This window comes from Rahnella sp. CFA14(1/10) (assembly GCF_004195095.1).
GTDB lineage: Bacteria > Pseudomonadota > Gammaproteobacteria > Enterobacterales > Enterobacteriaceae > Rahnella > Rahnella perminowiae.
This window is the reverse complement of sequence record NZ_SEWS01000002.1, coordinates 1-15,455: the sequence shown is the minus strand read 5'-3', so window position 1 is coordinate 15,455 and position 15,455 is coordinate 1. Positions and strand designations below refer to the sequence as shown.

Genomic DNA, 15,455 nt, shown 5'->3' with positions numbered 1-15,455 from the left:
GAAAACGGTTATCAGTCAGAGAGTTTTAGAGAAATAAACAGGCAAGATCGCAGACGCCGGTTCACACCCTCTTCAATGCAAAACCGCTGACTTTTACATTTCAACCTCAGTGAAGTTGTGAAGACAACCCGGGCTTTTGGCAGTAAAACTGTATTAACGGCTTGTCGCCTCTACCGCCATCGCCACATAAATCTCCCGCAATTTTGCGGCAACCGCGCCCGGTTTTCCGTCCCCGACCGGCTTCCCGTCCAGCGCAATCACCGGCCAGATAAAGGTGGTGGCGGAGCTGATAAAGATCTCCCGCGCATTCAGTGCCTCATCCAGCGTGAACGGACGTTCCTCAAAGTGGATATGGTGCTGCTTCGCCAGTTCCAGCAGTGCCTGACGGGTGATGCCATGTAAGATGTGCGTGCTGAGCGGGCGGGTGATCAGCGTGCCTTCAGCATCGACGATCCAGGCGTTGCTGGAGCTGGCTTCGGTGATCAGACCATTTTCGATCAGTAAGGCATCGTCGGCGTCATGCTGATGGGCATACTCTTTCGCCAGACAAGGGGCCAGCAGGCCAACGGTTTTGATGTCACGACGCTGCCAGCGGATATCTTCAACGGAAACCATGCGGATACCGCTTTTTGATTTCGGGTGGTCTGTCAGCGGGCGCGCCTGCGTAAACATCAGAAAAGTTGGCGTTACGCTTTCACCGGGGAAATCAAAATCACGGTCGCCGCTGTTGCCGCGACTGATTTGCAGATACACCGCCCCTTCCAGCAGATTGTTTTCAGTGATCAGACGTTTTTGCAGAGTCTCAATATCACTGAGCGCACAAGGCAGACGCAGGTTCAGCGCCTGACAGGAACGCGCAAGCCGCGCCAGATGAGCCGTGTTGTCGAGCAGACGTCCGTTCAGCACGGCGCTGACTTCATAGACGGCATCAGCAAATAAGAAACCGCGATCAAATACCGACACCTTCGCGTCATGCTCGGCAACAAACTCCCCGTTGAGGTATACCGTTCTGGTCATGTTATTTTTCCTGGACAACGTTGATTAGGATTTTTATTAGCTGTAATACGAGTGAAAGAATAAATTGCGTGAAAACTGAGCGCGTGACGTTGACGTAACGCAGGTTTACGCCACTGCTGACATAAAAAAAGCGCCCTGATGAGCGCTGATTCGGTGTGTAGCGAAAGATCAGAGTTCGCCTTTTTTCTTTTTGTTGCGGATCACTAACCCGCTGATCAGCGCCATCACGCAACCGATAAAGATAAACCAGATGCCCAGCATCAGTTGCGGTGCCATTTCTCCCGGCGGGGTTTCCGGACTGCCAACCACTAAACCGTGGATCGTGGCAACAATACCGATAACCAGTAAAATCAGGCTGTTGCGAAGTAAACGGCGGGCTACGGTCATAGGTTGTCTTGGTGTGGCCATCAGATGCGTCCTTGAGCAATAAAATAAAGATAAGGGCGCATCATAGCGCCCTTCGTTTTTATGTCAAAATTGCCCGTTCACAATCCGTGAAGGTCAGTCAGCGACGATTACGTACCAGCTGATAACGGCGGGTGAGATATTCCACCGGCGCGCTCCAGATATGCACCAGACGGCAGAACGGGAACAACAGGAACAGCGTCATCCCCAGCACCAGATGCACGCGGAAGATAAATGCCACGCCATCGAGATGTGCTGCCGCACCGCCACGGAACGTCACCACTGACTGCGCCCAGCCGACCAGTTTCATCATTTCGCTGCCGTCCATATGCTGCGCGGAGAACGGAATGGTGCTCAGCCCCAGGGCACATTGCACTACCAGCAGAATGATGATCATGATGTCACCAAAACTGGAGGTCGCCCGCACGCGCGCGTTGCTCAGACGCCGCCACACCAGCATGCCGCCGCCAATCAAAGTCATCACGCCACAGGCACCGCCCGCCCACATCGCCATCTGCTGTTTCACCGGCACCGGCAGGAAAGATTCATACATCCAGTGCGGCGTCAGCATCCCGAAGGCATGGCCTGCAAAAATGCCGAGAATGCCGACATGGAACAATGGCGAAGCAATACGCAGCGTTTTTTTCTCCAGCAACTGACTGGAACCGGCGCGCCAGCTGTACTGACCATAGTCATAACGTAGCCAGCTACCGGCCAGGAATACTGTGCCGCACAGGTACGGATAGATATTGAAGAAGAAGTTGTTGAGGAAGTCGGTCATTTGCGTGGTTCCCCCGCAGGCGTGTCATCAAGGTTCAGATACTGTGGTGCGACCGCACCGGCGAAGCGTTTCTGGTGCGCAGCTTCATCGCCCGACGCACAGCTTTGCTCGCCGAGGAACGTGATTTGTTCCTCTTCCCACACCGCGTCCAGCGCGGCAGGCGTGTCATCACGGGCTTCCTGTTTGATCCCCTCGCGCACCGTGGCGGTCGCGATATCGCTGCCGGACAGTGCCAGCAGCAGATCAAACAGTTCCGCGTAATGACTGTTCCGCTCCTGCATACGGGCGCTGAGTAATGCCAGGATCGGCGCGATGTCACGCAGCCCTTCCCGCGCCTGATGCTCATTACGGGTGGTCAGGTATTCCAGATACAGCGGCAGGTAATCCGGCAGCTCGCGGCTGTCGATTTCCAGCCCGGCTTCGCGGTATTGCGCCATCAGATCGACCATCGCCTGACCACGGTCACGGGATTCGCCGTGCACATGTTCAAACAACAGCAACGAGGTGGCGCGACCCCGATCGAACAAACCGGTGTACGCCGACTGCGCATCCAGCAAATCCTGTTTGCAGAACGCCGTGATGTACAGCGCCAGATCGTGGCGCTGTTCCTCAGTCAGTTCCGCAGATTCTGTCACCGCTTCGAGCAGCTCCGTCTGGTGTTCCCACAGCTCATCAGACGGGTAATCGAGCAATAAACCAATGAGTCGTAAGCTGTTCATCAGTTGTTCCTTTCTGTTTTCGCGCCGATGTCGATGGCATCGATGCGTTTACTGTTGAACAGGTTAAATTTGCTGTCGCTGCCGTGGCAGCCGTCGCCGAAGCTGAAACCACAGCCTTTGGCTTCCGGGAAGGCTTCACGCGCCTGTTCACGATGGCTGGAAGGGACCACGAAACGATCTTCGTAGTTGGCAATCGCCAGATAGCGGTACATTTCTTCGGCCTGCGCCGCAGACAATCCGACCTGTTCCAGCGCACTGGTGTCCGTTACGCCATCCACCGTTTCAGCACGTTTGAAATGACGCATCGCCAGCATGCGCTTCAGCGCACGCAGCACCGGCGCGGTGTCACCGGCGGTCAGCAGGTTCGCCAGGTATTCCACCGGAATACGCAGGCTTTCGACATCCGGCAGCACGCCGCTGTGCGGTAATGCACCGGCATCAGCAGCAGACTGGATCGGCGACAGTGGCGGCACGTACCAGACCATCGGCAGCGTGCGGTATTCAGGGTGCAGCGGCAACGCCAGCTTCCATTCCATCGCCATTTTATAGACCGGCGACTGACGTGCGGCATCCATCACGGACAGCGGAATGCCGTCTTTTTCGGCCTGTGCAATCACCTCAGGATCGTTCGGATCGAGGAAAATGCTCATCTGGCTTTCGTACAGGTCTTTCTCATTTTCCACCGATGCGGCTTCACCGATACGGTCGGCGTCATACAACACTACGCCGAGATAACGGATACGACCGACACAGGTTTCGGAACACACCGTTGGCTGACCGGCTTCGATACGCGGATAACAGAAAATACATTTTTCTGACTTGCCGCTTTTCCAGTTGAAGTAGATTTTTTTGTACGGGCAGCCGGTCAGGCACATGCGCCAGCCACGGCATTTGTCCTGGTCGATCAGCACGATACCGTCTTCGCCACGCTTGTAGATCGCACCGCTCGGACAGGTCGCCACGCAGGCCGGGTTCAGGCAGTGTTCACACAGACGCGGCAGGTACGCCATAAAGGTATTTTCGAACTCGCCGTACATTTCTTTCTGCATATTGGCGAAGTTCTGGTCGGCAGAACGTTTGCTGAACTCGGTCCCCAGATCGTCTTCCCAGTTCGGGCCGCCGGTAATTTTCTTCATGCGTTTGCCGGTTAACAACGAACGCGGACGGGCCACCGGCTGATGTTTGCCGTCTTTCGCGGTGTGCAGATGCTGATAATCAAAATCAAACGGTTCGTAGTAATCATCGATTTCCGGCATATGCGGGTTGGCGAAGATTTTATGCAGCAGGTTGGCTTTATTACCCATGCGCGGCTGCAGTTTGCCGTTGATTTTGCGGATCCAGCCACCCTTCCATTTCTGCTGGTTTTCCCAGTCGTGCGGATAACCCAGACCCGGTTTGGTTTCCACGTTGTTAAACCACGCGTACTCCATCCCTTCGCGGCTGGTCCAGACATTTTTACAGGTCACGGAACAGGTGTGGCAGCCAATGCATTTGTCGAGATTCAGCACCATGCCGACTTGTGAACGAATTTTCATTGGGCTTTCTCCTGTACTTTTTCAGGGAGTACGGCGTCCTGCACGTCGTCATTACCTTCGTCATCCAGCCAGTCGATGCGGTTCATTTTGCGCACAATCACGAATTCATCGCGGTTGGAGCCGACCGTGCCGTAATAGTTGAAACCGTACGCCAGTTGCGCGTAACCGCCGATCATATGCGTCGGTTTCGGGCAAACACGGGTGACAGAGTTATGAATACCGCCACGCTGCTGGCTGATTTCTGAACCCGGAATATTCACAATGCGCTCCTGTGCGTGATACATCATGGTCATGCCTGCCGGTACGCGCTGGCTGACCACCGCACGGGCGCTCAGCGAGCCGTTGGCGTTGAAGGCCTCGATCCAGTCGTTATCTTCAATGCCTAACTGTTTCGCATCGTCTTCACTCAGCCAGACAATCGGGCCACCGCGACCTAAAGTCAGCATCAGCAGGTTGTCGCTGTAGGTAGAATGAATGCCCCATTTCTGGTGCGGCGTCAGGAAGTTCAGCGCCATTTCCGGGTTGCCGTTCGGTTTCGCGTTCAGCAACGGCTGCGCTGCGCGGGTGTCGATTGGCGGACGGTAAACCAGCAGGCTTTCACCGAAGGCGCGCATCCACGCATGATCCTGATAAATCTGCTGGCGGCCGGACAACGTGCGCCACGGAATAAGCTCGTGCACGTTGGTGTAACAGGCGTTGTAAGAAACATGTTCATCTTCCAGACCGGACCAGGTCGGGCTGGAGATAATTTTGCGCGGTTGCGCCTGAATATCGCGGAAGCGGATTTTCTCGTCTTCTTTATTCAGCGCCAGATGTGTGTGGTCGCGGCCGGTATTCTGGCTCAGCGCTGCCCAGGCTTTGACCGCCACCTGACCGTTGGTTTCCGGTGCCAGCGTCAGGATGACTTCCGCTGCATCAATCGCAGTGTTAATCACCGGCTGGCCTTTCGCCACGCCATCCGGTTTGGTGTAGTTCAGTTTTTTCAGCAAACCGACTTCGCTGTCAGTATTCCAGCTGATGCCTTTGCCGCCGTTACCGAGTTTTTCCAGCAACGGGCCGACCGAGGTAAAGCGCTCATAGGTGTTCGGATAATCACGTTCAACGACCATCAGATGCGGTGCAGTGCGCCCGGGGATCAGATCACATTCCCCTTTTTTCCAGTCTTCCACGCCAAACGGCTGTGCCAGTTCAGCGGCGGAATCGTGCTGAACCGGCAACGTCACCATGTCGGTTTCCACCCCAAGATGGCCGACGCATACCCGGGAAAACTCTTTGGCAATACCTTTATAGATTTCCCAGTCGCTTTTGGAATCCCAGGCCGGGTCAACAGCAGCAGACAGCGGATGAATAAACGGATGCATATCCGAGGTATTCATGTCGTCTTTTTCATACCAGGTGGCGGTCGGCAGCACGATGTCAGAATAGAGACACGTGCTGGACATGCGGAAATCCAGTGTCACCACCAGATCCAGTTTGCCTTCGCCGCCCTGCGCCTGCCATTCGACTTCTTCCGGCATGACGCCGCCCTGAAGGCCGAGATCCTCTCCCTGAATACCGTGTTCGGTGCCCAGCAGATATTTCAGCATGTACTCGTGGCCTTTACCGGAAGACCCCAGCAGGTTAGAGCGCCAGACGAACAGGTTACGCGGGAAGTTCTGCGGATTGTCCGGTTGTTCGGCAGCAAAACGCACGCTGCCGTCTTTCAGGGCTGCCACGGTGAAATCGGCCGGTGATAAACCTGCGGCTTTCGCCTGCCCGGCAATGTGCAGCGGGTTAACGTTGAGCTGCGGCGCAGACGGCAGCCAGCCCATACGCTCGGCGCGCACGTTGAAGTCAATCATACTGCCGGTAAATTTGGATTTATCCGCCAGCGGAGATAACAGCTCCTGTGGCGTGACGGTTTCGTAACGCCACTGACTTGAATGGTTGTAGAAGAATGAGGTGCTGTTCATCTGGCGCGGCGGACGCTGCCAGTCAAGGCCAAACGCCAGCGGTTGCCAGCCGGTTTGCGGACGCAGTTTTTCCTGCCCGACGTAGTGGGCCCAGCCGCCCCCGCTCTGCCCCACGCAACCGCAGAAGATCAGCATGTTGATCAGACCGCGGTAGTTCATATCAAGGTGATACCAGTGGTTCATCCCGGCACCGACGATGATCATCGAACGGCCATGGGTTTTGTTGGCGTTATCGGCAAATTCATGGGCGATACGCACGATGTTTTGCTGTGAAACCCCGGTGATTTTCTCGGCCCAGGCTGGCGTATAGGCTTTGATTTCATCATAGCCTTGTGCGCAGTTTTCATCGTTCAGGCCGCGTTCGATACCGTAGTTCGCCAGCGTCAGGTCGTAAACACTTGCCACCAGGCCGGTACTGCCATCCGCCAGTTGCAGGCGTTTGACCGGCAGTTTGTGCATCAGAATTTCATCCAGTGCCACACTGTTGAAATGTTCACTGACCGCGCCACCGAAGTACGGATAGCCCACATTCACAACGTCATCATGATCGCCGAGCAGGCTCAGCTTCAGGCTGACATCTTTGCCGTCTTTCCCTTCACGGGATTCCAGATTCCACTGGCCTTTTTCGCCCCAGCGGTAACCGATCGAACCTAACGGTGATACCAGTTCTCCGGTGCGTTCATCGAGGGCGATGGTTTTCCATTGCGGGTTATTTTCCTGACCAAGATTACCCACCAGATCAGAGGCACGCAGCATACGGCCTGCGGCATATGATCCGTCTTCGCGCGGTTCCAGCATCACCAGCATCGGCATATCGGTGTAGCGGCGCACGTAGTCGGTGAAGTACTGACTTGGATTATCGATGTGGAAGGATTTGAGGATCACATGACCCATGGCCAGCGCCAGTGCGCTGTCGGTGCCTTGTTTCGGCGCCAGCCACTGGTCACAAATCTTGGCGATTTCCGCATAGTCTGGCGTGATAGCCACCGTTTTAGTGCCTTTATAGCGCACTTCGGTGAAGAAGTGCGCGTCCGGCGTACGGGTCTGCGGAACGTTGGAACCCCAGGCAATAATATACGAAGCGTTGTACCAGTCAGCCGATTCCGGCACGTCAGTCTGCTCGCCCCAGGTTTGCGGAGACGCCGGGGGCAAATCGCAATACCAGTCGTAGAAGCTCAGGCAAACACCGCCGATCAGCGACAGATAACGTGCGCCGGAAGCGTAAGACACCATCGACATCGCCGGAATGGGCGAAAAACCGATAATGCGGTCCGGGCCGAAAGTTTTGGCGGTATACACGTTGGACGCGGCAATCAGTTCATTCACTTCCTGCCAGCTTGAACGGACAAATCCCCCACGACCGCGTGCCGCTTTATATTCTTTGGCTTTTTCCGGCTGACTGACAATCGAGCCCCAGGCATCGACCGGATCGCTGTAATTCAGTCTGGCTTCACGCCATAACTGGATCAGTTTCTTGCGCATCAGCGGATATTTCAGACGGTTTGCACTGTAGAGATACCAGGAATAGCTGGCACCGCGCGGGCAACCACGCGGCTCGTGGTTCGGCAGATCCGGACGGGTGCGCGGGTAGTCGGTCTGCTGGGTTTCCCAGGTCACCAGACCGTTTTTGACGTAAATCTTCCAGCTGCATGAACCGGTGCAGTTCACACCGTGCGTGGAACGGACCACTTTGTCATGCTGCCAGCGGCTGCGGTAACCGTCTTCCCAGTCGCGATTGGTATTCAGCGTCTGGCCGTGGCCGTCAGCAAAGGGTTCAGCTAGCTGTTTGAAATAGCGAAACCGGTCAAGAAACTTGCTCATCCGGGACTCTCCTGTGCAAAGGCTTCATTGCGCTTTGTCATTATGTGAATGGCGGGGAATACAACTTCATTGCTCGTTATGCCCTCAGGGTATGCAGCCCACACGCGCGCCCAATTGATTGCGATCAACGCCTTTGCGTCATGCATTCATTTATATAACGACAAATACCCCCAAAGAGGTATGAAGTTAAGTTGCTATAATTGATTGATTTACTGGAATTAATTACACAAAGACAACAAAAAGGGGGGCATTAAGTCATCCGCAGGAAAATTGGAGGTAAGGCCGTTTGAATGTGACAGTATTGTGAAATCACGCGGGAGGTTATTGTATTTACGCCGATGTCTGGCGTAATAGAACAACCTGCTTTCACCACCAGAAACCTTTAATGCAGACAGAAAAACCCGCCGTACTCAATTTCAACGATGAAGTTACCGGGATGATATACGGTTTCGTTTTTCGTCCGGACCGCCCAGCCGAACGCGTTTCCTCACAACAGGTTCAGGAAGCCTGGCAGCAGATTTGCCACGACAGAGGATTCGTCTGGATCCACGTCAATCTCAATCACGCTATGTCAGAAAAATGGCTGAAAAAGCATTTTGGCATCGGCGAGGTATTTTTCGAGGAAATCCGCGAAGGATCGCGCAGTACGCGCATTGAACGGCTTGATGACACGCTGCTGGCGGTGCTCAACGATGTGATTTTCCGTCCGGATGAAACCAGTGATGAAGCCTCGACGCTGTGGCTCAGTTGCCATCAGCAGCTGGTGATCACGGCGCGCCACAAACCGGTGAGGCTGATCGAACAGTTATTCAAACGACTGGAACATCTGGCCATCACCACGCCAACCGCGCTGCTGGTGCATCTTTTAGAGGAACAGGAAGATTTACTGGAACAGATTGTACGGCGAGCTAATCAGTACGTGGATACCATCGAAGAGCGGTTGCTGAGCCATCACGTGAAAAAGAACCGCGCCGATTTGGGGCGTCTGCGCCGTATGCTGCTGCGGTTTCAGCGTTTACTCGCACCGGAACCGACCGCCCTGTTTCGCCTGCTGAACCGTCCTCCCGCCTGGATAGCCCCTGCCGTGGTCCAGGATTTACGGCAGTTTGCCGAGGAATTTTCGGTGGTACTGAATGACCTTATCGCCCTGACCGAACGCATCAGGTTATTGCAGGAAGAAATCACCTCACGGCAGATGGAGCAAAGTAACCGCACGCTGTATGTGCTGACGGTAATCACCGTGCTGGCGCTGCCGATCAATATTGTCGCAGGTTTCTTTGGCATGAACGTCGGTGGCATTCCGCTCGCCAGCAATCACCACGGTTTTATTTTACTGGTGGTGATTGTCGGCGTGTTTACCCTGCTGGCGGGCTGGTATGCGTTAAGGCATCGCGACGACGGCTGATGACGGCTCTCCGCACAACAACTACAGGAAATCTTTGGCTTTATTCAGCAACGCAGCTTTAGTGATCACACCCAGCAAACGGCGTGATTGCGGATTTTCCAGCACCGGTAAACGTTCAAGTGGCGAATGACTGAACATCGCCCACGCCTGCTCGTAACTGGCCTGCTGAAAAATCGTCGTGAATTCCTGTTCGATAAACGGATCAATCGGACTGTCAGCTTTCACGCTGCCATCAATAAGCCCTGCCGCCACCACATTGGTCGGCACCACGCCCAGAAAACGTTCTTCCCTGTCTACCATGTATACATACCGTGTGCGCTGTTTTAACCCTTCGCTGACCACCTCTGACAGCGAAGCGTCGACGTACATTTTCGAACAAGGTGAAATCAGTGATGCCACCGTACTGTATTCAAACGCATTTTTCGCCGCAAACCGGGCATTATGCCGTGTCAGCACCGGGTACGTGCCGCCGACTTTCAGGCGAGACGCCACAACATAAGAAATCGCCGTCGCCAGCATCAGCGGGAACAGCAGCGAACTGTTGAGGGTCATTTCGAACGCCATCATGATCGACATCAGCGGTGCATGACTGGTGGCCGCCAGCAATGCGCTCATGCCGATCGCAGCATATAACCCGACCGGACCGGGATCGAATCCCAGCCATTGCAGGAAGGTACACACCAGCGCGCCGCCCGCCGCGCCAATCAGTAACGACGGCGTGAACAACCCGCCGACCGCACCGGAACCGATGGTGATCGCCGTGGCGACAATTTTCAGGATCAGCAGCACCCATAAAGAGGTCTGTAAATCCCCGTTGTTAAGGATTAAATCAATGACCTCAAAACCGTTACCGAGCACCAGCGGCGAAATCATCGCCACCAGGCCGACACCCAGCCCGCCAAGACCTAGACGCAGCGCCGGATGCGAAATGGGTTTCATCCACTGCCGCACTTTATCGATTGATGAGATGAATAACGGCCCGAGAATCCCCGTCGCCATGCCAATAATCAGCACGGTAAAAATCGCCCCTAAGGAGGGGCTGAATGAGGCGGAAGCATACAGATACAGCGGCGCATAACCGGTCAGCGACCGGACAGTAAGCACCGCGACCGACGCCGAGATAAACAGCGGGATCAGGCGCTGTACGGCGGTCACACCAAAAGCGATTTCCGCCACAAACAACGCGCCGGCAAACGGAGCGTGATACACCGCTGCCAGCCCGCCCGCGGCAGCCATGGCGATAACATCTGACTGATGTACGCCTTTAAAACGTGAAAACCGCCCGAGCAGGCTGCCGCTTAACGCGGATAACTGGACCATTGCCCCTTCGCGACCAATTGAACCGCCGCTGGCAATACTGGCAAGCGACGACAGCCCGCGCAGCACGGTACTGACCACCGGAATGCCCGGCAGACGCTGATCGATGACATCCAGATAATCCGGCATTTTGCCGTGCCTGCTTTCGTGACGCAGCGCCCACAGCAGGATGAAACCCGCAATCACGCCCCCTCCTGTGGTGATCAGCGGCCAGAGAAATTGAGGATATTCATTGAAAGCTTTGGTGATATCGCTGCCATCACTGAACATCAGGCCGTTGATACCCGAAATCGCCCCGCGAAAAGCGATTGTCACCAGCGCGGCAATAATCCCGGCAGGAATGGCGATCAGCAGGTTAATCAGATCACCTTTTTGCAGGGCATCAGGGTTGAAAGCTTTCAGGCTCATAAGATCTCAGTGGTCGGAAAAGTGGCTGGCAGAATACCGAAGGAAATCATTATCATGCTCATAAGCCCGGCGCAACCCGCGGCGTGGCTTAAAATCGAAAATTGTTGCTCCCGCGCGTTCCACCGCAGGCAGAAAAATTTTGCGCGCCTTGCCGCATTCATGCCGTACCCCTCTGCCGGGTGACGCACATTCTGTGGAAAACGTCCCGCAAAATCCTCAACAACCGCTTTCGCTAAACGCATCAGGCATTAAAGTCACGTCCGTTCCCGGGAGAACAATCCCTATACAACGGCAAAAGACTCTGTTAATTTATGCACCGAAGCACAGTGCAAGAAGGCTTCGGTACCCCACCTTAAAAATCAGGATGGGTTCATCTCATGAACGATATGCTCAGGATAAGCAGTTTCCGCGATCAATGGCTGGAAGACTTTTTTCACTTCGCCACTCCCCATCGCAAAATACCCTGGACGCTGGCAACCGCTCTGGAAAGGAAGCTGGATATGATCAATGCCGCAATGGATTATCGGGATTTACTCTGGCCTCCGGGCAATCGCTACGAAGATCTGGCAGCTCCGTTAAAAGGATTTTCATCGATCAGGGTGAATGAACAGTACCGTCTGATTTTTTACTGGCGGGAAGGCAAAGCACATGGCCTGTATTGAGATCCCCACGGTTACAGGCGTTACCGGTAATTATGAGCATATTCGTTTCGATGTTAATGAAGACATACCAAAAGGAACGTCGTATGGCTGTGACCACACGTAAACCCGCTACCGTTGGTGATATTTTACTTTACGAATTTCTTGAGCCCACTGGCCTGCGGATCAACGATCTTGCCGACATGCTGAATGTTCACCGCAATACCATCAGCGCACTGGTGAATAACAACCGCAAGCTGACCGTTGATATCGCCTTCCGGCTGGCAAAGACATTTGAGACTTCTGTCGAATTCTGGTTAAACCTGCAAACCCATGTCGATATCTGGGAAGTGCGCAATAACCCGCGCCTGATGGATGACATCAACAAGGTCGTCCATCTGAAAGATTTTCTGAAAAAATCATAAAAACTCCCCGGCAGACAAGCTTCGATGGTGCGCTCAAAATACTGCTGAACGGAGAATCCCCGGGACCTTTGCCCGGGGACTGTGAGAAGGGATTATAAGGCGCACGGTCAGCTCAACACGTAACCCTTCGCCATATGCACTGCCCGATCACACATATGATCAATCACATCGGCATCGTGACTGACCAGAATCATGGTCAGATCACTGCTGGCTTTCAGGTCATTGAGCAGATTAAGAATTTCCGCCTGTACGGACATATCAAGGGCTGATGTCGGTTCATCAAGCAGCAGCAGTTTCGGTTTAAGCAACAGCGCCCGGACAATCGCCACGCGCTGACGCTGACCGCCGGAAAGCTGGTGCGGATAACGGTTCATCAGCGCCGGATCCAGCCCGACCTGGCGAAAACCTTCGGCAATTTTCTGTTCGATATCCTGTTCTTTAAGGATTTTCAGCGGCTCGGCCAGCGTTCGCAGCAGCTTGTGTTTGGGGTGCAGCGAAGCATACGGATCCTGAAAAACCATCTGTACATCGCGGCGCAGGCTACCGGTGAAAGGCTTGCCGGGTTTCACTTGATGGTCAAGCAGGGTCAGGCTGCCGCCCCAGTATCCGTTCAGACCAGCCAGCACCCACAGCAATGATGATTTGCCGCAACCGGACGGCCCGACCAGTCCGAAGCATTCGCCTTTACGGATGCTCAGATTGACGTTATGCACCACCGTGCGGGTTTCGTAACCCTGACGATGCGACACGCTAAGCTGACGCAATTCAGCAATAATTTCACTCATGGCGCGGATCCTGTTTTAAAGAAGCCAGCAGCGCGCGATCCAGCACCGGCAGGCGTTCACCGTGCGTAAATTTGCTCGGACGGCATGACCAGAGCGTATGCGTATAAGGATGGGTGGCGTTCGCCAACTGATCGGCTGCCAGTTCATCAAGCAGCTCGCCTTTGTACATCACCAGCACCCGTTCGCAATAACGGGCGACCTGTTGCAGGTCGTGACTGATCAGGATCAGTCCCATGTTTCGCTGTTCAACTAATCGCTCAATCAGCCCCAGAACCTGTTCGCGCATCTCGAAATCCAGCGCGGAAGTGGGTTCGTCGGCTATCAGCCACTGGGGATCATTGATCAGTGCAATCGCCAGCATCACGCGCTGCCCCATCCCGCCGGAAAGCTGATGCGGATACTGCTGTTGCAAGAAAGCCGGATTCGGCAGACCGACAGCATTCAGCATCTCGGTGACTTTTTCCTGACGCTCCTTGCGGCCAAGGCGTGTATGCAGGCGCAGCGGTTCTTCTACCTGCTTGCCGATTTTTTGTGTCGGATTGAGCGCATGTTTCGGATCCTGCATCACCATCGACACGCGGTTTCCGCGAAGCGTGCTCCACTCACGTTCTCTGAGCGTGGTCAGATCGTTGTCACCCAGCGTCAGCTGTGATGCACGCAATTTGCACGGATGCGGCAGTAACCCCATCAGCGCGCGGGCGGTCAGGGATTTTCCGGAGCCGGACTCGCCGACCAGCGCCACGCGTTCCTGCCCGACGCTGAATGACAGGGATTTCACCAGTTCCAGCGGACGTTCGCCCGGCAAATAAATGGTCAAATCCTTCGCGACCAGCTGATCGCCGGATGACTTGTCCTTATGTAAAAAGTCAGTTGCCATGTCGTGGATCCATTTTGTCGCGCAGGCCGTCGCCCAGCAGGTTGAAAGCCAGGCTGGCAAATAAAATCGCCCCGCCCGGTGCTGCGGCGACCCACCATTGATCGAAAATCACCTTGCTGCCTTCAGCAACCATTGACCCCCATTCAGCGGTCGGTGGCTGAATACCCATACCGAGGAAGCCCAGACCGGCAGAAGCCAGAATGATGCCGCCGAGGCTGAGGGCCGCACGTACTACGGCGCTCGGCAGGCACAGCGGCAGAATATGGCCGAACATCAGACGCAACCCGCCGATGCCCTGCATCCGCGCCGCTGCCAGATAATCGCTGCGTCGAAGTGCCAGCGTCTCCGCCCTTGCCTGTCGCGCAAAGGGCGGCCAGCTGGTGAAAGCCAGTGCCAGAGCCCCGTTCATCAGGCCGGGGCCGAGAATTGCTACCAGCGCCAGTGCCATCACCAGACTTGGCAAGGACATCACGATATCGGTCAGTCGCATCACAATGCGCTCATACCAGCCGCCAATGTATCCCGCGCTGATGCCGATCAGCAGCCCCACCGGAATGGTCAGTACCAGAATCAGTGACACCAGCAGCAGGGTCGGACGTGCACCATAGACCACGCGGGAGAGTAAATCGCGGCCAAACCCGTCGGTGCCCAGCCAGTGGGTTTCCGAAGGCGGCAGCAGGCGTAATTCGATGTGCTGAATATTCGGGTCAAACGGTGCCAGCCACGGCGCGAGCAGCGCGGTAAGCACCAGAATAGCAACCAGCACCAGTCCGACAGAAAACGTGGTGATGCGCCGGGTCGGTTTCCAGACGGAGGTATCGGCTTCAGCCTCAACCTGCGTCGGTTGTTCAGGAATCATTTGTGTCATAGCAACTACCGGGTTCGCGGATCGAGCAGATAAGTAAGGGCGTCAGCCAGCGCATTGAGCAGCACGAAGCAGGTGCCGATCAGCAGCGTAGCGCCAAGAATTGCCGGGGTATCCGCAGCAAACAACGCGGTGGTCAGATAACGCCCGACACCTGGCCAGGCGAATACCGTTTCGGTCAGTACCGCACCTTCGAGCAGGCTGGCGTAGGACAGCGTCAGCACCGTGATCAGTGTACCAAGCACGTTCGGGAAGACGTGGCAAAGCAGAACACGCATCCTGCCGGCCCCTTTTGACCGGGCCAGAATCACATACTCTTTGTTCATTTCGCCCAGCATCGACGCACGCAACAGGCGCGTAATACCCGCCATCGACAACATCGCCAGCACCGTCACCGGCAACCATAAATGGCGGATAGCGTTGTAAAACATTTCACGGTCGCCGGACAGCCAGGTATCAATCAGGACAAAACCGGTGCGTGGCGTCATGGTGTACATATACAGGT

Annotated in this window: 14 protein-coding genes; 3 read left to right on the top strand and 11 right to left on the bottom strand. The window is 55.1% G+C overall.

What is annotated here, in order from left to right; genetic code table 11:
- Positions 1-153: 153 nt before the first annotated feature.
- The 6 genes from EVX52_RS03810 to EVX52_RS03785 all read right to left on the bottom strand — a co-directional run bounded on the left by EVX52_RS03810 (position 154) and on the right by EVX52_RS03785 (position 8,230).
- On the bottom strand, positions 154-1,017 hold the full coding sequence (locus EVX52_RS03810; RefSeq protein WP_129951453.1) for a D-amino-acid transaminase: 864 nt from the start codon (positions 1,015-1,017) through the stop codon (positions 154-156).
- 168 nt (positions 1,018-1,185) lie between these two features.
- The gene (locus EVX52_RS03805; protein ID WP_015697512.1) at positions 1,186-1,425 is read right to left on the bottom strand and encodes an LPXTG cell wall anchor domain-containing protein; all 240 of its coding nucleotides are present in this window, start codon (positions 1,423-1,425) and stop codon (positions 1,186-1,188) included.
- A gap of 97 nt (positions 1,426-1,522) precedes the next feature.
- Entirely contained in the window at positions 1,523-2,203 is a 681-nt protein-coding gene (gene narI / locus EVX52_RS03800) for a respiratory nitrate reductase subunit gamma (protein WP_129951454.1), read from the bottom strand.
- Positions 2,200-2,922: a nitrate reductase molybdenum cofactor assembly chaperone gene (gene narJ / locus EVX52_RS03795; RefSeq protein ID WP_129990623.1), complete on the bottom strand. Its 723-nt coding sequence runs from the start codon at positions 2,920-2,922 to the stop codon at positions 2,200-2,202. The genes narI and narJ overlap by 4 nt, the downstream gene beginning before the upstream one ends.
- The gene (narH, locus tag EVX52_RS03790) at positions 2,922-4,457 is read right to left on the bottom strand and encodes a nitrate reductase subunit beta (protein WP_129990622.1); all 1,536 of its coding nucleotides are present in this window, start codon (positions 4,455-4,457) and stop codon (positions 2,922-2,924) included. Before narH ends, narJ begins: the two co-directional genes overlap by 1 nt.
- Positions 4,454-8,230, bottom strand: a complete 3,777-nt coding sequence (locus EVX52_RS03785) for a nitrate reductase subunit alpha (protein ID WP_129990621.1) — start codon at positions 8,228-8,230, stop codon at positions 4,454-4,456. Before EVX52_RS03785 ends, narH begins: the two co-directional genes overlap by 4 nt.
- Positions 8,231-8,615: 385 nt before the next feature.
- On the opposite strand from EVX52_RS03785, the gene EVX52_RS03780 reads away from it, so the two are divergent.
- Positions 8,616-9,635 (top strand): transporter, encoded by a 1,020-nt coding sequence (locus EVX52_RS03780; protein ID WP_129951458.1) that lies wholly within the window; start codon positions 8,616-8,618, stop codon positions 9,633-9,635.
- Between the two features lie 21 nt (positions 9,636-9,656).
- Here EVX52_RS03780 and EVX52_RS03775 read toward each other — a convergent pair whose 3' ends face one another.
- Positions 9,657-11,360 carry a chloride channel protein gene (locus EVX52_RS03775; protein ID WP_129951459.1) on the bottom strand — a complete coding sequence of 568 codons (1,704 nt, stop codon included), beginning with the start codon at positions 11,358-11,360 and terminating at the stop codon, positions 9,657-9,659.
- A 377-nt stretch (positions 11,361-11,737) separates the two neighbouring features.
- On the opposite strand from EVX52_RS03775, the gene EVX52_RS03770 reads away from it, so the two are divergent.
- Both EVX52_RS03770 and EVX52_RS03765 read left to right on the top strand, forming a co-directional pair.
- Complete coding sequence (locus EVX52_RS03770) at positions 11,738-12,022, top strand: type II toxin-antitoxin system RelE/ParE family toxin (RefSeq protein WP_129951460.1); 285 nt, start codon at positions 11,738-11,740, stop codon at positions 12,020-12,022.
- Positions 12,023-12,105: 83 nt separating this feature from the next.
- On the top strand, positions 12,106-12,423 hold the full coding sequence (locus tag EVX52_RS03765) for a HigA family addiction module antitoxin (RefSeq protein WP_129951461.1): 318 nt from the start codon (positions 12,106-12,108) through the stop codon (positions 12,421-12,423).
- Between the two features lie 107 nt (positions 12,424-12,530).
- Here EVX52_RS03765 and EVX52_RS03760 read toward each other — a convergent pair whose 3' ends face one another.
- The 4 genes from EVX52_RS03760 to EVX52_RS03745 form a co-directional block, all read right to left on the bottom strand.
- Positions 12,531-13,208, bottom strand: coding sequence for an ABC transporter ATP-binding protein (locus tag EVX52_RS03760; protein WP_129990620.1), 678 nt, complete (start codon positions 13,206-13,208; stop codon positions 12,531-12,533).
- Positions 13,201-14,085 carry an ABC transporter ATP-binding protein gene (locus EVX52_RS03755; RefSeq protein ID WP_129951463.1) on the bottom strand — a complete coding sequence of 295 codons (885 nt, stop codon included), beginning with the start codon at positions 14,083-14,085 and terminating at the stop codon, positions 13,201-13,203. Before EVX52_RS03755 ends, EVX52_RS03760 begins: the two co-directional genes overlap by 8 nt.
- Entirely contained in the window at positions 14,075-14,953 is an 879-nt protein-coding gene (locus EVX52_RS03750; RefSeq protein WP_129951464.1) for an ABC transporter permease, read from the bottom strand. Before EVX52_RS03750 ends, EVX52_RS03755 begins: the two co-directional genes overlap by 11 nt.
- 5 nt (positions 14,954-14,958) lie before the next feature.
- Positions 14,959-15,455, bottom strand: a 497-nt coding sequence (locus EVX52_RS03745) for an ABC transporter permease (RefSeq protein ID WP_129990619.1), incomplete at its 5' end; no start/stop codon positions are given.